The following is a 19,303-nucleotide window of genomic DNA, read 5'->3' as shown; positions in this document are numbered from 1 at the left end:
TTCTCTGCCATACAACTGCTTATTCTTTACTTCCAGTCGTATTTCCGTAAATGTCCTTCCAGCTTCAGATGGGCGAAATCATGCTGGCGGAAGGCTTCGTAGAGAATGATGGCTACGGAGTTGCTTAAATTCAGGGACCTGGTCTCGCCGAACATGGGGATTCTGACACAGGTTTCCTGATTGTCTCTTAAAATCTCTTCCGGAATTCCGGCGCTCTCTTTGCCAAACATGATGAAGCAATCGTCCTCATACTGTACATCCGCGTAGGTCTGAGGAGCTTTGGTAGTGGCATAGTAAATCTTCGCTCCTGGATTCTTTGCCAGAAAGTCCTCGTAATCCACATATCTGGTTACGTCCAGATCCTTCCAGTAATCCATTCCGGCACGCTTCAGTGCTTTCTCACTTAGAGAAAAGCCCAGGGGCTCGATCAGATGAAGACGTGTTCCTGTTGCCACACAGGTACGTCCGATATTTCCTGTATTTGCCGGAATCTCCGGCTCATGAAGTACAATGTTTAAGGTTCCCATTTTATTCTATTATTATCTCCTGTTTCTGCAGTACTTTATAAATCTCATCTTTCGCAGGTCTTTCCAGATATCTGCCGTTTCCGTTATAATACAGCATTCTGTCATTCCCACTGTTGGTCTGGCCAATTACGGCAGCCATAAGGCCCATGCGGCGAAGCTCCAAAACCAGCGCCTCTCCTGCCGGAACGCCAATCAAAATAGTTCCCTCTGACTGCAGTTTATATGGATTTACATCAAAAATCTCACAAATCTCAATGGTTTCCTGCCGGATGGGCACTTTGGTAAAATCCATTTCCAATCCCACCTGGGAAGCTTCCGCCATTTTCCAGAGGGCACTTAGAAATCCGCCCTCTCCCATAGCATATAAAGCAGTGGCCCCAGCTTTCTTAGCTGTTTCCCAGGCTGCGCTTTCCTCTGGATTTTCTCCTACACCGTAACTCTCCTGCATGTTCTCAGAATCATACAGAAATCCCTGGGAAAAATGTTCCCTGAGAATCTCATGCTTTTCTTTTGCAATCAGGGCAGTTCCCTTAAGGGCTACGGCTCCTGCCACAACCAGCTCATTTCCCGGCGAAAGCTGCCCGCAGATTTCTGCCTGCAGCGCCTCCATAGCTGCTTTTCCAAGTCTCATCTTCCCACATCCTTACAGAAGAAGAGAAATGACCGTAGGCACTACCATTGCCAGAACAAGAATCACTGCAATGATGGCTGTCACAAGCTTTCTTTTTTTCGGATCAAACATTCCCATATTTCTAACCTCTCTTTATAGCTGGATCTCACGCACTGCGGCATTGTTCAGCAGCGGATCCCGGTTTTCATAATCAAATAATAATACTCTGCCGTCACGGAATACCTCAATCTGGGCAGTCTTCGGAATCTCCTCCCTGCGCCTGTATTCCCAGATGGCTTTCTCGTAAGGCTTCTGGTCCTTTTCAAAGGACGGATGGCTTTTGAGCTTTTCCCGAAGATACAGATCGTAAATCATGGAATCTGCCACCTTTTCCCAGGTAATGGCGTCCTTAGAACCGCCAGTCTCTTCCCTGACAAACTCCAGCAAAATCTCATAGCGTCTCATTCTGGAATGGGAAATTTCAGAATAGCCTTTTTTCTCATAGTACTGTCCCAGTTTCTCGTACAGGGTAAACGCATCCTCAAAAAGCGGCTCTATACAGGCAATAGTATTCTGAAACTGTCCGCTGTTATAGTACACTTCTACCATACTTTCCACCATTTTCAGGCGCAGAATGTCCTCGTAAGGCAGCCATTTGGTTCCCAGTACCTCATAAGGCTCCTGTTCTTTGTACACGATCTGGTACTCTTCCACCATCTCTTTCATATGAGAGCCTTTCAGCACCTTCAAAAATCCAAGCTGAAGCTGCTGGGGCTTCAGTGCGTACACGTCGTTGAAGGATCTGTGAAAGCTTTCATAGTCCTCGTAGGGAAGACCTGCGATCAGATCCAGGTGCTGGTGAATATTCTGAAAACTATGAATGCGGTTTACGATTTCTGCCAGCCTTGGGAAATCCATGGTACGGTGAATGGCACGGATAGTGTCCGGATTTGTGGACTGTACTCCAATCTCCAGCTGGATCAGTCCCGGGCGCATAGTGCTCATCAGCTCCAGTTCATTCTCCCTGATCAGGTCTGCGGAAATCTCAAAATGGAAGTTGGTGATTCCATTGTCGTGATCCTTTATGTACTGCCAGATGGCCATCGCATGGTCATGCTTGCAGTTAAAGGTTCTGTCCACAAATTTTACCTGAGGCACCTTGTGATCCAGGAAAAACTGCAGTTCCTTTTTGACCAGGTTAATATCTCGGAATCTTAATTTCTTGTCGATGGAAGACAGACAGTAGCTGCAGGAAAAAGGACAGCCCCTACTGCTTTCATAATAGATGATGCGGTTCTCAAAATCCTCCAGGTTCTCATATGCAAAGGGAACCTTGCTCAGATCCATAAGCTGACGCCATCCGTTGTTCTGAAGAGCTCCGTCCGCTTTTCGATATACAAGTCCTCTGGTTTCTTCCAGGGTGACACTTCCGTCCACATAATGCTTCAAAAGCTCCAGGAAGGTTTCCTCCCCTTCTCCTACCATAACGCCATTAAAGGCAGGATTTTTCCCAAGAAAGGTTTCTGCATCGTAGGAAACCTCCGGGCCGCCTGCCCAGAACGGAACATCCGGCAGGATCTTGCGAAGATCCTGCATCAGTTCCCGCACAAAGGTAATGTTCCAGATGTAGCAGGAGACACATACCACATCCGGATGACAGCGGTAGATGTCTTTCAAGATGTCATCTTTTAGCTGGTTAATGGTGTATTCCCGAAGCACAACCTGGCTGTCATATTCCTTTGCATAGGCTTTCAGATTAAAGACAGCCAGATTGGAGTGTATATATTTTGCGTTGCATGCTGCAAGTAATATCTTCATTTTAGATTACTCGTCAAGCAGCTTTTTCAGGTCTTCTTTTTCTGTAAGGCCAACCAGACGGTGTGCTTCCTCGCCATTCTTGAATACGATCAGAGTGGGAATGCTCATAACACGGAACTGCTGTGCAAGCTCCATGTTCTGGTCTACGTCAACCTTGCCTACTGCATAGCCTTCTTCTCCCAGTTCTTCCACGATTGGGCCCTGACGCATGCATGGTCCGCACCAGGTTGCCCAGAAGTCCAGAAGGAACGGTTTCTCAGATTTCAGTACTTCTTCTTCAAAATTCTGTGTTGTGATTACTTTTGCCATAATTGATTCATCCTTTCTATCTGATATTATTTTGTAACTGTTGATTTGCTGCGCACATACTGATTGGCGCTGATGCCTGCCTGGGCGCCGTCATAGACGGCTTTCGCCACCTGGAGAAGTCCTCCGGTACAGTCGCCTGCCGCGAAAAGACCGGGGATGGAGCTCTCCATCTTATCGTTTACTTTTATGTTTCCTTTCTCGGTAAGGGATGCGCCCATCTGCCTTGCCATCTCCGCGCTTCCTGCAGTTCCCATAGCCACGAAAATGCCGTCAGCGGGGGCGAAGGTTTCCTGCTTCGTGGAATCTTTGCACTCCTGTGTGCTGACTTCTGCCTCTTCTTTCTTTCCAGAAATCACACGCAGCCCGGATACCTTGTCATCACCTTCCACGCACTGAATCTTCATGGTATTCACTGCAAAAGACGGCTCTCTGGAAAATTCCGGTTCTTTGCCATCGGTATAGATGGTAACAGAACCTGCCATTGGGGCCAGTTCTTCTGCCTCATGAAGCGCAAAGTCACTGTTTCCAACCACGGCAACGTCTTTGCCTCTGTAAAAGAATGCGTCGCACACCGCACAGTAGCTGACTCCTCTTCCCTCGAACTCCTTAATTCCAGGAATGGAAGGAGCTTTTCGTTTGCTTCCTGTGGCAAGGATCACGCTGATAGTCTCGAAATCTCCGGCAGTAGTCTTTACCTGGAAGGTATCAAATCCGCCAATGCCAAGAACCTGGGCATCCAGAATCCGCACGCCAAGAGCCTTCGCCTGGGCTAATCCAATCTCAAAAAGCTCTTTGCCGGACACAGGATGATCCATGCCGTAGTAATTCTCTATTTTCTCCGCTTTTTCCAAAGCGCCGATTCCATTGTTGATCACAAGGGGATCCATGTTGGCCCGCGCAGCATACAAGGCTGCTGAAATTCCAGCCGGTCCGGCGCCGATGATCACTATTTTTTCCACATTCTCACCTGCTTTTTATCAGATTGCCTGTAGGGATTTCTCTGTTGCTGCTCACTGTGAGTCAGCAATACTGCTTCTACAGGTTACTGCCATTCTAACATTACTATATATGAAAAGCAAGGCATGGATTTTACAATGGCTATCTCTTTTGGACGTTTTGCATTCTTGAAATTGACAGATTTTACAGATTTTTGCAAAAATTCTGTTGCATGCGAAACATTTCTGTGGTATGATAACGTCTGTAAGTTCAAAGAACTTGCAAATGCCCAGATAGCTCAGTTGGTAGAGCAGAGGACTGAAAATCCTCGTGTCGCTGGTTCGATTCCGGCTCTGGGCATTTTTCTATACCTTTTTTTTTGCTCACGGCTGGTTAGAAAAAGCCTGGGCATTTTTCTATACCTTTTTTTTGCTCACGGCTGGTTAGAAAAAGCCTGGGCATTTTTTTGTTAGAAAAAGCTGCCCCCGGAGGGACAGCCTTTTTATTTACTCGGATAGCATTTTGTCGAGGATTTCGTTCAGCATCTCTCTTGATGTGACCTGGATTGCCTCAATTCCCATATTCCTTGCCGCTTCCACATTGTCTGCGCGGTCATCGAAGAACAGGCACTCCTCTGCTTTCAGATCATATTTCTCCAGAAGCAGCTCGTAGATTCTTCTGCCAGGTTTGATCTCCTTCACCTGATAGGAAACGATTCCACCGTCAAGAACCTTCAAAAAAGAAGCATCCTTCGTATGCATCTCGAATAATTCTTTTGAATAATTGGACAATATGTAGATGTTATAGCCTTTTTTCTTTAGTCCGATAACCTTTTCCCAGATTTCAGGACGCTTCACAGCCATCCTTTCTCCATTTCTGAGAAACCATTCCATTACCCGAATATCCTGCGGATACAATTTACCGTATTCCAGAATCGCCTCATCCAGAGTAATCCGGCCACCGTCCAGACCAAGTCCCCACAGATCATTCTCAAACATTTCGTTTCCGATTCTGTTTGCCTCCTCCGAAGACAGCCCAAAATCTTCTGTGAGCATCTCAAACCAACGATACCCGATCAGAACATTTCCAACATCAAAAATCAAATTGCGAACCATATTAGTCATCATAACCATTCGGGTTATTGCTCTGCCATCTCCAGGAATCCTCGCACATTTCACGGATGCCATTTTCTGCAGTCCAGCCAAGCTCTCTGGCTGCCTTGGAAGCATCGCAGTAGCAGGTTGCAATATCACCGGCACGACGAGGTTTGATCACGTATGGGATCTTCACGCCTGTTGCAGCCTCGAAGTTCTTCACAATGTCAAGAACGCTGTAGCCTTTGCCTGTACCAAGGTTGTAGATTGCAAGTCCCGGATTCTCCTCGATCTTCTTGAGGGCTTTTACATGGCCTTTGGCAAGATCCACTACGTGGATATAATCTCTCACACCAGTTCCGTCCGGAGTGTCGTAGTCGTTTCCGAATACGCCAAGCTCTTTCAGCTTGCCAACAGCAACCTGTGTGATGTATGGCATAAGGTTGTTCGGGATACCATTTGGGTTCTCTCCGATGGTTCCGCTCTTGTGTGCTCCAATTGGATTGAAGTAACGAAGAAGCATTACATTCCACTCAGGATCAGCCTTCTGAATGTCAGTCAGCACCTGCTCCAGCATGGATTTGGTCCAGCCGTATGGGTTGGTGCACTGTCCCTTCGGGCACTCTTCTGTGATCGGGATCTGAGCCGGATCACCATATACAGTTGCAGAGGAAGAGAAAATAATATTCTTAACGCCGTGTTTTCTCATTACATCTACAAGAGTCAGGGTTCCTGCAATATTATTCTCATAATATTCCCATGGTTTCACTACAGACTCTCCAACTGCCTTCAGTCCGGCGAAATGAATACAGGAGTCAATGTCTTCTTTGTCAAAAATCTGGTCGAGGGCTTCTCTGTCCAGGATATCAGCTTTATAGAATTTCACTGGCTTGCCTGTAATTTTGGAAACTCTATCAAGTGCCTTCTCGCTGGAATTGGACAGATTGTCCAGAACTACTACATCGTAACCGGAGTTCTGAAGTTCTACAACTGTGTGGCTTCCAATATATCCTGCACCGCCTGTTACTAAAATTGCCATGATAATTTCCTCCTTATGCAACCAACTTTTGGTTTCCTTATGGTATCCGCAAAGACAACTTATTCTCTGCAAGTTTTAGGATACCACTATTTATATTTTTGTACAATAGCTTTCATCTCAGATAATTTCTGTTCCATATCCCAAACAAGCTTAAACTGGGTTCTGGCACGATCCAGATTGTGATTTTCCCTGTGGATACGGAAATAATGGTCTCCCTCAAGGTGATCTGCAAGGAAGCGCATTCCACATTCAAAGGTCATAAGAATGGCGCCCATAGGAAGCATTTCCACTTCCAGATCTGTAAGTGCACCGCCGCAGCCTTCCAGGAATCCCTTTACATACACTTCAAACAGGTGAAGGTCACAGGATACTTTGGAAATGTCCTGTTCGTCCTCTGCTGCCGTGCTGGCTCCGAAGCGGATGGAATCTCCGAAATCATTCAGGGAAAGTCCCGGCATTACCGTATCAAGGTCAATGACGCAGATTCCCTTGTGGGTGACATCATCGATCATAATATTGTTCAGCTTGGTGTCATTGTGAGTTACGCGAAGCGGCAGCTTTCCTGCTTTCTGAAGGTCCACAAGGGTATGTGCCAGCTGCTCTCTTTCCAGGACAAACTGAATCTCCTTCTGGACATCAGCTGCGCGGCCGCACGCATCCTCTGCCACAGCCTTTTTGAAATCGCCGAAACGCTTCACTGTATTGTGAAAATCCGGAATGGTCTCATGAAGAGTTTCTGCCGGATAATCAGAAAGAAGTCTCTGGAAATTACCAAATGCAAGGGCACTCTGGTAGAAATCCTCATCATTTTCCACCTGGTCAAAGCAGGTCGCTCCTTCAATAAACAGGTAGGCTCTCCAGTATTCTCCTTCTTTATCTACCAGATAAGGGGAACCCTCGCGGTCATTGACAATATTCAAAGTCTCACGCTCCACATCCCCGCCGTTCTCCTGGATTTTCTTCTTCAGCCAGGAGGTGACTCCGCTGATATTTTCCATAAGGCCAACGGGATCCTTGAAAATCTGGTGATTCATTTTCTGCAGAATAAATTTTTTCTTTCCGGTATCTGTGGAAAATACCGCACAGTAAGTCTCGTTAATATGACCGTTTCCAAAAATACCAACCTCTTCCAGTTCTCCGCCAAAATCAAAGCCTGAAATTACTTCCAGCAGTTCCTGACGGCTTGCCTCTTTTGCTCTTTCCACGGATCAGTCCTCCCACAGCTTCTGAGGATAAACGCCTTCATCCTTCATCTTCTGGACAGCAGCCATTACAACCGGCTTGTCCTCTTTATAGGTAACGCCATACCATTTGTCCATGGATTTCAGCACCTTAACAGTGGCTTTCTTCTCACCAAGAAGCTCATCTACTACAAATGGAAGGAAATACTCGCACTTCAGCGGGTTCTTCTCTATGTTCTTCTCAAGGAATAACGGGAATCTGTCCTTCAGCTCCTTCAGAATGCTTGCGGAAAATCCCCACATGTTCATGGATACGGTAGCATCCATAGGAAGTGCGGTCCAGGTAGCACCGTCATCCTCTGTGTAGGCTGCGCCGCCGTCCTTTTTCTCAATGTGGGTACGCTCATTGATATCCTTCAGGTATCCGTCCTCGTCTGTCACACATACGCCTCGTGCCACATGGCCGTTGTCGGTAAGGGTGTTCTCCAGCTTGTAGCCAACCATCATATACTGGTAAACACCATCCTGATCCTGGTTCTTGGTAAGGAAATCATAAGCCATCTGAAATGCATGACGACCATAATAATCGTCTGCATTGATAACTGCAAATGGTCCGTCGATCACATCGATACAGCTCATGATCGCATGACCTGTGCCCCATGGTTTCACACGTCCTTCCGGAACCTGATAGCCTTCCGGAAGATTGTGCAGATCCTGGAATACAAAGACTACCTCTGCATGCTTGCTCATGCGGTCGCCGATGGCTGCACGGAAATCTGCCTCGTTTTCTTTCTTTATGATAAATACAATTTTTTCAAATCCTGCCTGGAGCGCATCATAGATAGAAAAATCGATAATAATATCTCCCTCTTTATCTACCGGGTCGATCTGTTTGAGACCGCCGTATCTGCTTCCCATACCTGCTGCCATTACTACTAATGCTGGCTTTTTCATATTACTGCTACCTCCCTGCTTTCGCGCAATAAAATTTCAATTTTGTTACTCTGATTATCGTAACAGACTATCCCATTCTTGTCAATTTTAACCTCAAAGTTCCTGCAGAACTCCCAGCCCGTTTCCAAGTTTTTTCCCGGACAGAAGATACTGTTTTGCCCTTTTTTGCAGGGTGGTGTTTTCTGGATATTTTTCCGGATTTTCTTCCACCTTTCCGAAAATTCGCCACTCTGCTTCTTTCTCTGCAAAATCAATGTCCACAATCTGAAAATAATTCTGAAACTGCAGGATATTGCTTGTCTGTGAAAGTACTTCTTTCAGCCCCGGATATAAAAGCCAGGAATGACACAGATAAGGCAGCTCATCTCCCCAGAAGCTTTTTCCTTTTTCCAGGGAATGGGCTGCTGCCTGGGGTGTCAGCTTTTCCCCCTGCGGAATGTGGACACTGATCACCGGGTGGCCTTTTCTTATTTCCCAGCCCGCAGCGTGGATCTCCCATGGAGATTCCATTTTTTCAAATTCCAGCCTTCCCAGCCGGAAAATCTGCAGGTCAAAATGACGGAAAAACCAGTCGTATTCGTTGATGCCATACTCCCCATATTCCCGGAAGCAGTTTTCACACCATAGGGTAAGATCATAAAAGGTAGCGTCAAATATTTCATCCCCGATTCCCTGTGACTGATAATCCTCATAGGCTTCTACTCCCATGCGGCAGAAATCATACAAAAACCGCAGCCGATAGTCCTTATGCTGCTTTACCTTCTCATAAAACTGCTGCCTGTTTCTTTTATAAAGCATTTTATCCTGCAAATACTGTTCTTCTTTTATTCTTTTGGAAGCAGCCAGCTGTTTCAACATTTCCACAGCTGGCTGTACCATATGAATTCTATTCAAAAATTCAATTAATTCCACTTACAAAACTCCCCGAAATCGATAACCTGTCCTTTTACTCTTGCTTCCTCTGCTGCCAGGGCCATCAGATGGCTTTCCACAGAAACGGAGGCATCTGTCTTTCCTTTTTTGCCTTCTCCGATCATTCTTACGAAATCACGCATCATGCTCATGTCGCTTCCGTTGTGTCCCTTGGCCGGAGTGTGCAGCTGTATGGTTTCATGGTTCTGGCTTACGAAATCAATGATCTCGATCACGCCCGTGTCCATATCTCCCTTGATTTCCCCCTTTGTTCCCATAAGGCGGATCCGTCTTGCACACTGGTTGGTAAATGCGGTCATAAGGAAGGTAGCGGTCACCTGATTTTCAAAATGGATATCCACACTCTGATGATCCACAACGGTGTTATCACAGTGGAACACACATCTGCCGTAAGGCCCTTTTTTCAGCGCTTCCAGAACATGCTCCGGGTCTGCCGGATCTGTTACGGCATACACAAGCCCGTCATCCACTGCTTTGGGATGCTCCAGATAAAACCTTGGTGCATAAAAGGCACATTCATCCCTGTGGCTGCAGCCATCCAGACAATAGGCAGGCGCACCTTCGGGACTGTTTTCCTCTTTGAAATAAGATAATTCCCCGAAGGAGCTGATGCTTTCGCATTTGCTGTCCGCCAGCCACAGCATAATATCCATATCATGGCAGCATTTCTGCAGGATCATAGGGCTGGATTCCTCTGCATTTCGCCAGTTTCCGCGGACAAAGCTGTGAGCGTGGTGCCAGTAGCCCACTTCCTCCATGTGCTGAATGGTCATCAGCCTTCCGATTCTGCCCTCTTCCAGAAGTTCCTTTAATTTGGAAAAGAAGGGTGAATACCGAAGTACGTGGCACACAGACAAAATCCGGTTGTATTTTTTCGCCATCTCCCCCATCTTTATGATTTCTTTTTTGTCCGGTGACATGGGCTTTTCACAAAGTACGTGATAGCCTTTTTCCATTGCCATTACAACTGGCTCATAATGCATTTTATCCTGGGTGCAGACCATTGCGCAGTCCGCCATTTTTTCTTTTGCCAGAAGCTCCTCATAGCTTTTGAAGCATAATTCTTCCGGAATGTGATGCTTCGCAGCAAAAATCTCCCTGCGTTCTTTATCCGGCTCTGCAACTGCCACAACCTGAAATTCGTCCGGATGATCCAAAGCGTACTGGGAATACACATAGCCGCCCCTAAGACCCGCTCCGATCAAAATTGCTGTAACTTTTTTCATATTCTGCTCACCCCTGTCTCAAACGGATTTTTAAAACTGTGTCTTTCTCATCGGGCAGTGGATATGTAAATACCGGATTCTCCCCAAAGGATAAAAATGCCACATCCGGATACAATACGGTATTCCAAGCCTCTCCTCTGTTTACCTCACTTCCATCTGCAAGATAGGTAACGGATTCCAGCTTATCCGGCCCGATTCCATATAAAGGCAATGCACCAAGAGGAGTTTCATAAACATGGGCATAAATTACATCGCCATTCTGGGTATACCTTCCCCAATCCGGTTTTTCCAGCTGTGAAATACCGCAGCCGTAAATGCTCTCTTTATTTTTGTCCATCCATTTTCCCATCTCCGTGAGAATTTCCTCACTCTTAGTCGGAATGTTTCCCCGACCATCCGGACCCACGTTCAGGATCATGTTGCCGCCCTTGCTGACGCACTCCACCAGTTTTCGCACAAGCATCTGAGGTGTTTTGTACTGATAGTCGAAATTGCAATATCCCCAGTGGTTGTTCATAGTGGCACACAGTTCCCATGGAATGGGATTTCCATGTTCATCACACACACCCTTTGGCGGAATGATCTGCTCCGGGCTTGCGAAATCGCCGCTGTAGATCAGAGGTTCATCTGTGGTGATGCTGCCGTGATTGTCTCCTGCCCCTTCCAGGCGGTTGTCTATAATTACGTCCGGCTGGTAGGTGCGCACCATTTTAATCAGCTCAGTTGCCTTCCATTTTTCCCCAGTCATATCATCATAAGAAAAGTCAAACCACAGAAGATCCAGTTTGCCGTAATTGGTCACAAGCTCTTTTACCTGTCCATGCATGTATTCCAAATACCGGTCAAAATCAATTTTTTCATCCTTGTATGCCAGATTGTTCCGCATTGGATGCTGCCTGTCCCCATATTTTGGAAAGTCCGGATGGTGCCAGTCAATAATGGAAAAATATAGTCCGGTCTTCAGCCCTTCCTCATGGCAGGCATCTACAAATTCTCTTACCAGATCGCGTCCGGCTTTTGTATTTGTTGCTTTGTAATCGGTCAGCTTGGAATCAAACAGGCAGAATCCATCGTGATGCTTTGCAGTAAGAACTGCATATTTCATTCCCGCTTTTTTCGCCAGGCGAGCCCACTTTTTCGGGTCATAATCTACAGGATCAAACTGTTCAAAATACTTGTGATATTCTTCTGTTGTCATTTCTTTTTCTGACATCATCCACTCGCCGCAAGCAGGAATGGAGTAAAGTCCCCAGTGAATAAACATGCCGAATCTGGCATCCATAAACCATTTTGTACGCTGTCTTATTTCTTCGTTCATATTATTTTCTCCTATTGTTTTCTAAGTCTTCAAGCGTGTTTGGTAAATCATCCCTTTACTGCTCCGCCGGACAGTGCCTCAATAAAGAATCTGCTGAAAATACAGTACAGAAGCACAGGAGGCAAAATGATAATTACCATAGCAGAAAAAAGTCCGTTGTAATTAGTATTAAAGGCAGTTGTAAAGGTGGACAAAAGTGCAGGCACGGTCAGCTTTTCCCTGGTGATCAGTACAAGAGAAGCCCAGTAATATTCGTTCCAGTTGTTCAAAAACGCAAGCACTGCAGCTGTCATAATACCAGGACGTGCAATTGGGAAAATTACTTTTACCCAGGTCTGTACATAGCCGCATCCGTCGATTCTGGCAGCCTCCTCAAGCTCTCTTGGAATATTGTCATAATAGTTCTTGATTACAAAAAAACTGACTGCAATTCCGCTGCAGGAGTAGATTAAAATCAGGGCGGATCTTGTATCATACAGATGCAGGCGATTTACCAGGTTGTAAACCGGATAGGTAAGAGCTGTAGCAGGAATAAACATGGTAGAATATAATAAAATATTTACCAAAGCTTTTCCCTTGAATTCCATTCTTGCAACTACATAGGCAGACATGGAGATCATCACAACACTGATCATAACAGATACACCTGCTACGAATAAACTGTTTCCGAAGTACCTCAGCACATGCAGATCCCTAAAGGTAGAAATATATCCATCCAGGCAGATGGTCTCCGGAAGCTGAAATCCTGGCCGCGCCATAGGGTCCTTTTTCAAACTGGAGAGTACCAGCCATCCAAGTGGAACCAGTGACACGACAAGTGCCCACACAAGACAAATATAAGTGACAATTCTGGTTCCTGCCGGCATACTGTTTATGCCCCTTCCAGATTTCGTTTTTTTCATATTCTTCCTCTTTTCTTACTTTTTCTCTTTTTTGAAAGAAACACTGTATACAAAATTAATTACCAGAATGATCACCATTCCAGCCAAAATCTGAATCATGGCAACTGCATTTGCACGACCAAACTGGGTTCTTGGACTGGTGATTGCCAGTTCACGGATAATGTAGCTGATACTGTAGGTTCCGGCAGCACCTTTTGTCAGGAAATAAACCTCGTTGTAAAGGAGGAAACCGGAAGTGGCAGCAAGTACAGATACGGTTTTTAAGGTTCCTTTTATCATAGGAATGGTGATATGCCAGTCCTGCTTCAGACCACTGGCTCCATCCAGCATGGCTGCTTCCCTTACCTCTTCCGGTACTGCCATAATATTTCCCAGAATCATCAGGGTGGTGGTCCCGGTAAAAAAAATGTAGGCGCAGGTCATTGCCACAAAAGCAGATCCCTTCAGAAGCAGAATATTATCAGTAAAGTCCTTATGAAAAAGACGAATAATCGGATTGATGATTCCATAGGACGGATTATACAGCTGTAAAAATACAATGCCCATTGCGGCAGTTGAAATCATATTTGGAATAATATAAACATTTCGTACAAATTTGATGCCTTTTACTTTTCTGGACAATGCCAGAGCGATCAGAGTTGCTATAGGAATCTGAACTACCGCACCCAAAATTGCCCATGTTGTGGAATTGCGAAGGGCTTCCCAGAAAAACGGATACTTGTTAAAAATATAATCATAATTGTCCCAAAGATTGCTCCAGCCGAAAAATTCCGGGCTGGTAATGTTAGTGTAATCCCATTTGCAAAAAGAAGTGACAAACACGGTGATAATGGGATACAGATAAAATACGCAAAATGCAATAAGAGTAGGTGCAAGAAAAGCAATGATAAAGCCTTTTTTACGCATTCCCAGCTTATTCTTTCTTTTGTTCACAGCTTTTAAATTTTCCAAATTAATACCTCCGGAGTAACCGTTTACAGTTACCTTTCAAAAAGGGAAGGGATTGCTCCCCTCCCTTTCCTTCATAGTTTATGTTCATCACAGCATATTTCTGAATTTCTGTTATTCAGGCGATCAGTGCAATCAGTTCTGTCTGAAGCGCTGCGAATCTTGCCTCAATATCAGTTCCGGATACTGCGCACTCCATCAGGGCATTGATAATTGCCTTGTCAACGTCAGATCCCCATGTGTAGTTTATATCGATTACTACATTTTCAGCTCCGTTTACCTCAGAGCAAGCCAGTGCAAGCTTCTTGGTTGCTGCATCATCACTGTTTTCAGCCAGTGCATTTAAATCGATTGTTGTATTACATGGATTCGCCTGTACGCCTGTGAAGATTTTTTCCTGAACCTCTTCGCTTGTCATGTATTTGATAAACTCAAGTGCAAGCTCTGTTTTTTCCTCGCTCATGTTGTTTGCAACAGCAAGTCCGCCGCCTGCGGAAGCGATTGCGATGTTTCCCGGGAAAAGAGCCGGCTCAATCACATCACTAAGGGATGCGTCGATTCCACTTGCATTCCATACGCCGTTGAACAGAACACCAGCTTTGCCATTTGTATTAAACTCAGCCATAAGGTTTCCGTTGTCATCCGTTGTGTGCTCAGATCCGTTGTCCTGATCCAGCTTTGCTGCAGTCTTAAATGCATTTGCGAACTCATCAGAATTGATGGTATCTTCTGTAAGTTCAGATTCCAGCATTGCTTTTCCTTCGTCAGTAGATGCCATGACCGTATTTACAATATAGCTGGAGCCCTGTCCTGCAATGTATCCGTAAACATCCTCATCCAGAGCACGGATTTTCTCCATAGCTGCTGCAAAGGAATCCCAGTTGGCAAAAGCATCCTCTGTGATTCCGGCTTTTTCAAAAATGTCGGAGTTGTACCACAGTCCGCGGCTTTCAATCTGATCATGCACTGCATAGATATGTCCGTCAATGTCATGCTGTGTGTAGTTCAGTCCAACAGCATCCTGAAGACCGTTCTCATCAATGTATGGTTTCAGGTCATATACAAGATCCTGGGAAAGTGCTGCCTGTGGAACTCCACCGCCTCCAACATCTACCATATCCGGAAAGGAACCGCCGGCAACCTGTGCGCTTACAATATCATCTCTGTTCTCCACTGCGATTGGTTTGAAAGTAACCGGTCCGTCTGCATGGGCTTCTGCAAACCCGTCATAAATATCACGCATTACCTGCGCTGCTGCCCACTCACTCTCATCCTGATAATAGCCATGGTAAAATTCCAGAACATCATCAGCTGCATAAGCTGTGCTTCCAAATCCAACCAATCCAGTAGCCCCCATTGCTGCTGCCAGTAACACACTTACCATTTTTTTCTTCATTGAAAATTCCTCCTTCATAGCTTTATATGTCTTTGCTTTTACTATCCTTATTGTATCGTTGTTTTTGGTATTTTTGAATGAATCCAATTTGCATTTTACAGGTAATTATTGACATTTTCACAATGAAAACCAGGAATATATTTACCGTCGCTCAATATTTTACACTTTTTGCATAAAAAATAAGATGAAGTTCAGCTTTTTCTTTTCCACTTCTGCCGATCTCCATCTTATTTTTTTGTTTGACAGTATTTATTTCTGACTGTTATTTTCTGTAATTCGCATTTTTCCAAGACGTTTCTGAAAGTTCTCCGGCGTCATTGCACCTGTCAATACACGGAAAATATTGCCTGTAAAATAAGCCTTCTGGTCTGCCGGCCACAGGTTATCCGGAACTTCAATTTTCCTGTCAGCTTCAAGCACCAAAGAAGCAGCCTGATACAGACGGGGCATTGCCTCCTTGTAGGCATCCAGCACCACGTGTTCATTTGCTGGAATCTGCTCTGTTTCCTCCAGGATTCTTTTTTGTACCTTTTCGCTGAGCATATATTTCAGAAAATCAACAGACGCATTCTCCTTCTGCTCATTTTGGCTGTTTCCCAGCACATAGCCAAGGCATGCTGATTCGCAGGAAACCGCATCCTGGGAAAAGGTGGGAAGCAGAGCATATCTGGCATTGATATTTTCGGAAATCATGGAAGCGCCCCAGACACCATTTACATACACTGCCAGCTTTCCTTCGTTAAACAGTCTGGTCTCATCCAGATAGCTGTATTCTGCATTTTCTGAAGCAGAATAAGCATAGATTCCCTGAAGCTGCTTGAGCACCTCCCGAACCTGGTTCTTCCATAAAATCTGATTTCCCTCATCTTCCAACAGCATCTGATCCATAAAATAAAGATATCCCTCCGGCGAGGTCTGAAGCGGCTTTACCTCATTTTTCTGCTCGTTGGCCCATTTAAGTATTTTGTAGCACATGCCGCGAAATGCATCCCAGGATTTCGGAAGGCTTTTCACCCCTGCTGCATCTAAAATATCCTCGTTATACCAATATCCACCACTCAAGGATAAAACATCTGCTACGGTGAACAGCTGTCCCTTATCTGTCGTCCAGTAATTCAAATTAGTTCTGGAAATATTCGCCGCAAACTCCTTATCTTCTTTCAGATAAGGCATAATATCCAGTGCCATATTGTTTTTCACAATAAAATCATAGGTTGTGTTCTGTCCCATTCCGCTGAAGGTGATCACATCCGGCATGTTTCCCACCATGATCATATCTTCCACTTTGCGCAGCATCTCCTCCCGTGCCGGCATGGATATCATTTGGACTTCAATATCCGGATTTTCCTTCTGGAAGCCATCGTAAATATCACGCATTGCAACATGGTCTGCCCCGGTTCCGCCCCAGGCATGGATCACTGTAATAGTCACAGGCTCTTTTTCCCTTTCTCCGCATCCGTAAAGAGACAGTGCCAGCAGCAATATAAGACCAGACAGGCTGTTTCTACTTCGTCTCTTCATTTTTTTCTCTTTTCCTGAATTCTTTTGGAGATACTCCTGTGATCTTTTTGAACATCTTGGAAAAATATCCTGCATCCTCCACTCCCACAGCCTCTGAAATTTCATAGGTCTTCATATCGGTATTCCGCAAATAATCCTTCGCAGCCTCAATACGTTTATTCAAAATAGCATCAAACAGATTTACTCCTGTTTTGTTCTTGTAAAAACGGCTTAAATAGCTCCGGTTCACATGCATAGTATCTGCAATGTCATCCAGCGTAATCTTATTACGGTAATTTTCTTCCACATACTGTTCTACCTGGGAAAGCAGGGATTCCGGTTCCTCAGTTCTTCTGGCTTCGGTTGTTTCAAATTCTTTTTTCAGCCTGGATAGGTTCCCGATTGCTTTTTCCACAGCTTCCGGAAGCTCATCAATAATGGAAATTTTCAGTACATAACCGCAGGCACTATACTTGATGGCTTCCTTTGCATATTCAAAATCCGAATATGCAGTAAGAATGATCACCTGGGTTTCCGGACTTGTTTCATATATATATTTACATACCTGAAGCCCGTCTACGCCTGGCATCTGGATATCAGTGATCACAATATCCGGCATGCTTCCGGTAATCCCGTCCAAAAGTTCCTGACCATCGCTAACCACCTTTTCCAGACTACAGTCCATTTTCTCCCAGTTGATCAGCTTCTGCAGGGCTTCCCTGATATAGCTTTCATCATCTGCTGCCAATACTTTCCACATAGCTCTCTCCTCTTTCAATAGGAACCAGTATCTCAATTCTGGTTCCCTTTCCCTTCTCACTCCATACCTTAAATTCATGGGCATCTCCATACAGGATCTGAAGCATTCTTCTGGTGTTTTCCCATCCGGTATGAGTGTGTTCTATCTTATTCGTTTCTCCTGATTTCTCCTGTTTTTCCTCCATTTTGGTAAAATCAATACCCACTCCGTTATCTTCCACGCAAATATGAAACATCTCCCTTTCGTAAAGATGAACCTTCAGCATTCCTTTTTCCCGTTTTGGTTCCAAACCATGGGACACCGCATTTTCCACCAGAGGCTCGATAAGAAGGCGTGGAATCAGATTGTTCTCTATGTCCGGATTTTCCAACATCACTTCATAGGAAAGCTTGTCCTGGTATCTGCTTTTCTGCAGATACAAATAAAACTGCACAATTTCCAGTTCTTCCTTTACCTTGATCTTAATCTCTTTTTCCCTGAAGATCTTACCCTGCATCAGCTTAGAAAACGCATTCAGGCCGTCGTAAACCTCTTCGTTTCCCGCCATTTTTGCCTTCAGACTGAGCATAGCCAGAATGTTGAACTGAAAATGAGGATTAATCTGAGACTGCAGATACTTTACCTGGGCGCGGACCGCCAGAATCTCTTTCTCATATACCTGTGTGATCAGATACTCAATTCTGTCTGCCATCTGGTTGAACACAATCCCCATATCGTGAAATTCCTGAATGGAGGAATCCTCCATACGCACATCCAGCTTGGGCTTGCCAAACGCCTGAATACTCTGAATCATTCTTGTTACCGGTTTGGTAAAACGATAGCTGGTAACATAGGATACCAGAAAGGTGATGGCAATTACCACAACCAGGCCCACCAAAAAGATCAAAAGAGTGGGCTTCAAAATAGAAAAAATATTTCCATATCCAACTGCGATAACTGTTCGCATCCCGAAGCCGCACTGATCTGCATAACCAATTACCCTCGCATTACCCAGTGTTCTGATTCCGCTCCAGGAAATCTCTGTTTTCTGAAGTGCCAGAATATTTTCCTTATCACCATCTGATGCAAGAAGCATATCTGTTTTATCAAGTACTGCCCAGGAACCGTCGCTGTAGGAATTCACTGCATTTAATAAAGCCGCTGCAGCTGTCTGGGAAATCTGGACGATTCCCAAGCCTTTTTCCTTCATGCTGTCATCATAGATACGGAAAAAAATATTTATCTCATCCTCATCGGTCAGACAGATATATTGGCTTTCTGTTATTTTCAAACTCTGCAGCATGTTTTCATACCGGCTTTTCTGCTCCCGCTCAGCAGCCAGGGTAGTAGCATAATAATGTTCATAAATGCAGTCATCACTGTTGTTAAACAGATAAATGCTTGTCACAAAGGGCAGCTGCCTGTCCACCATGTTCCGCTGTGAAAACAATTCCATGCTATAGGAAAGCTGGGATTCAATTTCATCCGGATCATAGTCTTTCTCCTGAAAAAACTCATTCAGCACTGTATTGTGGCGTATAGTGATCACACTGTCCTCAATGAACTGCATATGTGCTTGATACTGCTGGCTGGTGTTGCGAAGCACATACTCAATATCTTCCTGTGTCTTCTGGAAAAAGAAAGAAAAGAAAACATAAAAAACAGCCACACATGCAGACAGCAGGGTGCACGCAGATGCCAGTATCATAAGAAGGGTCAGTTCTTTTTTTAATGTGTGTTTTTTCTTCATTTTTATAATTCCTGTGCATAAATTGCGCATCATCTCTGATATGGAATCAGATTTTATGCTGTTATTTTCATTATAGAAAATGATTTTCCAACATGCAATCACTTTTCACCAAAAAAGGCAAAA

At 44.9% G+C, this 19,303-nt stretch carries 18 protein-coding genes and 1 tRNA gene; 1 reads left to right on the top strand and 18 read right to left on the bottom strand.

The features are described from left to right. Positions 1-26 precede the first annotated feature (26 nt). From DWZ38_RS19395 to DWZ38_RS19375, 5 genes are all read right to left on the bottom strand, one after another. Positions 27-527, bottom strand: coding sequence for a tRNA (cytidine(34)-2'-O)-methyltransferase (locus DWZ38_RS19395; protein WP_021925195.1), 501 nt, complete (start codon positions 525-527; stop codon positions 27-29). Between the two features lies 1 nt (position 528). After that, positions 529-1,158, bottom strand: a complete 630-nt coding sequence (locus tag DWZ38_RS19390; protein WP_021925196.1) for an AIR synthase-related protein — start codon at positions 1,156-1,158, stop codon at positions 529-531. Positions 1,159-1,290: 132 nt separating this feature from the next. Then, on the bottom strand, positions 1,291-2,955 hold the full coding sequence (locus tag DWZ38_RS19385; protein WP_117854741.1) for a B12-binding domain-containing radical SAM protein: 1,665 nt from the start codon (positions 2,953-2,955) through the stop codon (positions 1,291-1,293). Between the two features lie 6 nt (positions 2,956-2,961). Next, positions 2,962-3,291: a thioredoxin gene (gene trxA / locus DWZ38_RS19380; RefSeq protein WP_330608623.1), complete on the bottom strand. Its 330-nt coding sequence runs from the start codon at positions 3,289-3,291 to the stop codon at positions 2,962-2,964. Next, positions 3,291-4,223: an NAD(P)/FAD-dependent oxidoreductase gene (locus DWZ38_RS19375; protein WP_021925200.1), complete on the bottom strand. Its 933-nt coding sequence runs from the start codon at positions 4,221-4,223 to the stop codon at positions 3,291-3,293. The genes trxA and DWZ38_RS19375 overlap by 1 nt, the downstream gene beginning before the upstream one ends. Before the next feature lie 264 nt (positions 4,224-4,487). On the opposite strand from DWZ38_RS19375, the gene DWZ38_RS19370 reads away from it, so the two are divergent. After that, a tRNA-Phe gene (locus DWZ38_RS19370) sits at positions 4,488-4,560 on the top strand. 146 nt (positions 4,561-4,706) lie between these two features. Here the strand turns inward: DWZ38_RS19370 and DWZ38_RS19365 are convergent. From DWZ38_RS19365 to DWZ38_RS19305, 13 genes are all read right to left on the bottom strand, one after another. Continuing rightward, on the bottom strand, positions 4,707-5,327 hold the full coding sequence (locus DWZ38_RS19365; RefSeq protein ID WP_243000402.1) for an HAD family phosphatase: 621 nt from the start codon (positions 5,325-5,327) through the stop codon (positions 4,707-4,709). Further along, a complete protein-coding gene (gene galE, locus DWZ38_RS19360) occupies positions 5,317-6,333 on the bottom strand; it encodes a UDP-glucose 4-epimerase GalE (RefSeq protein ID WP_021925202.1) in 1,017 nt (338 codons plus the stop codon). The genes DWZ38_RS19365 and galE overlap by 11 nt, the downstream gene beginning before the upstream one ends. An 86-nt stretch (positions 6,334-6,419) precedes the next feature. Beyond that, positions 6,420-7,505 carry an aminoglycoside phosphotransferase family protein gene (locus DWZ38_RS19355; RefSeq protein WP_202031018.1) on the bottom strand — a complete coding sequence of 362 codons (1,086 nt, stop codon included), beginning with the start codon at positions 7,503-7,505 and terminating at the stop codon, positions 6,420-6,422. 36 nt (positions 7,506-7,541) lie between these two features. Continuing rightward, positions 7,542-8,468, bottom strand: a complete 927-nt coding sequence (locus DWZ38_RS19350; protein WP_021925204.1) for a sugar phosphate nucleotidyltransferase — start codon at positions 8,466-8,468, stop codon at positions 7,542-7,544. A 93-nt stretch (positions 8,469-8,561) separates the two neighbouring features. Next, positions 8,562-9,380: an acyltransferase domain-containing protein gene (locus DWZ38_RS19345; RefSeq protein WP_021925205.1), complete on the bottom strand. Its 819-nt coding sequence runs from the start codon at positions 9,378-9,380 to the stop codon at positions 8,562-8,564. Further along, the gene (locus DWZ38_RS19340) at positions 9,371-10,627 is read right to left on the bottom strand and encodes a Gfo/Idh/MocA family oxidoreductase (RefSeq protein ID WP_021925206.1); all 1,257 of its coding nucleotides are present in this window, start codon (positions 10,625-10,627) and stop codon (positions 9,371-9,373) included. The genes DWZ38_RS19345 and DWZ38_RS19340 overlap by 10 nt, the downstream gene beginning before the upstream one ends. A 7-nt stretch (positions 10,628-10,634) precedes the next feature. Beyond that, on the bottom strand, positions 10,635-11,945 hold the full coding sequence (locus DWZ38_RS19335; RefSeq protein WP_117854736.1) for an alpha-L-fucosidase: 1,311 nt from the start codon (positions 11,943-11,945) through the stop codon (positions 10,635-10,637). A gap of 47 nt (positions 11,946-11,992) precedes the next feature. After that, positions 11,993-12,847: a carbohydrate ABC transporter permease gene (locus tag DWZ38_RS19330; protein ID WP_021925208.1), complete on the bottom strand. Its 855-nt coding sequence runs from the start codon at positions 12,845-12,847 to the stop codon at positions 11,993-11,995. Between the two features lie 15 nt (positions 12,848-12,862). Then, positions 12,863-13,798: a sugar ABC transporter permease gene (locus DWZ38_RS19325; RefSeq protein ID WP_347520199.1), complete on the bottom strand. Its 936-nt coding sequence runs from the start codon at positions 13,796-13,798 to the stop codon at positions 12,863-12,865. Positions 13,799-13,913: 115 nt separating this feature from the next. Continuing rightward, positions 13,914-15,191, bottom strand: coding sequence for an ABC transporter substrate-binding protein (locus DWZ38_RS19320; RefSeq protein ID WP_117854733.1), 1,278 nt, complete (start codon positions 15,189-15,191; stop codon positions 13,914-13,916). A gap of 249 nt (positions 15,192-15,440) precedes the next feature. After that, positions 15,441-16,712 (bottom strand): ABC transporter substrate-binding protein, encoded by a 1,272-nt coding sequence (locus DWZ38_RS19315; protein WP_117854731.1) that lies wholly within the window; start codon positions 16,710-16,712, stop codon positions 15,441-15,443. Then, positions 16,696-17,451, bottom strand: coding sequence for a response regulator (locus DWZ38_RS19310; protein ID WP_117854728.1), 756 nt, complete (start codon positions 17,449-17,451; stop codon positions 16,696-16,698). Before DWZ38_RS19310 ends, DWZ38_RS19315 begins: the two co-directional genes overlap by 17 nt. Beyond that, entirely contained in the window at positions 17,426-19,180 is a 1,755-nt protein-coding gene (locus DWZ38_RS19305) for a histidine kinase (RefSeq protein WP_243000400.1), read from the bottom strand. Before DWZ38_RS19305 ends, DWZ38_RS19310 begins: the two co-directional genes overlap by 26 nt. Positions 19,181-19,303: the final 123 nt, after the last annotated feature.

The sequence above is a fragment of the Ruminococcus sp. AF31-8BH genome (genome assembly GCF_003460605.1).
Classification (GTDB): domain Bacteria; phylum Bacillota; class Clostridia; order Lachnospirales; family Lachnospiraceae; genus Blautia_A; species Blautia_A acetigignens.
The sequence above is the reverse complement of the archived record's forward strand: the minus strand, read 5'-3'. Positions and strand labels throughout refer to the sequence as shown.

Excerpts from the sequence above, each read along its gene's own strand:
- galE (WP_021925202.1), bottom strand. The coding sequence starts at position 6,333 with ATGGCAATTTTAGTAACAGGCGGTGCAGGATATATTGGAAGCCACACA.
- DWZ38_RS19385 (WP_117854741.1), bottom strand. The coding sequence starts at position 2,955 with ATGAAGATATTACTTGCAGCATGCAACGCAAAATATATACACTCCAAT.
- DWZ38_RS19390 (WP_021925196.1), bottom strand. The coding sequence starts at position 1,158 with ATGAGACTTGGAAAAGCAGCTATGGAGGCGCTGCAGGCAGAAATCTGC.
- DWZ38_RS19305 (WP_243000400.1), bottom strand. The coding sequence starts at position 19,180 with ATGAAGAAAAAACACACATTAAAAAAAGAACTGACCCTTCTTATGATA.
- DWZ38_RS19320 (WP_117854733.1), bottom strand. The coding sequence starts at position 15,191 with ATGAAGAAAAAAATGGTAAGTGTGTTACTGGCAGCAGCAATGGGGGCT.
- DWZ38_RS19340 (WP_021925206.1), bottom strand. The coding sequence starts at position 10,627 with ATGAAAAAAGTTACAGCAATTTTGATCGGAGCGGGTCTTAGGGGCGGC.
- DWZ38_RS19395 (WP_021925195.1), bottom strand. The coding sequence starts at position 527 with ATGGGAACCTTAAACATTGTACTTCATGAGCCGGAGATTCCGGCAAAT.
- DWZ38_RS19310 (WP_117854728.1), bottom strand. The coding sequence starts at position 17,451 with ATGTGGAAAGTATTGGCAGCAGATGATGAAAGCTATATCAGGGAAGCC.
- DWZ38_RS19350 (WP_021925204.1), bottom strand. The coding sequence starts at position 8,468 with ATGAAAAAGCCAGCATTAGTAGTAATGGCAGCAGGTATGGGAAGCAGA.
- DWZ38_RS19335 (WP_117854736.1), bottom strand. The coding sequence starts at position 11,945 with ATGAACGAAGAAATAAGACAGCGTACAAAATGGTTTATGGATGCCAGA.
- DWZ38_RS19330 (WP_021925208.1), bottom strand. The coding sequence starts at position 12,847 with ATGAAAAAAACGAAATCTGGAAGGGGCATAAACAGTATGCCGGCAGGA.
- DWZ38_RS19315 (WP_117854731.1), bottom strand. The coding sequence starts at position 16,712 with ATGAAGAGACGAAGTAGAAACAGCCTGTCTGGTCTTATATTGCTGCTG.
- DWZ38_RS19365 (WP_243000402.1), bottom strand. The coding sequence starts at position 5,327 with ATGATGACTAATATGGTTCGCAATTTGATTTTTGATGTTGGAAATGTT.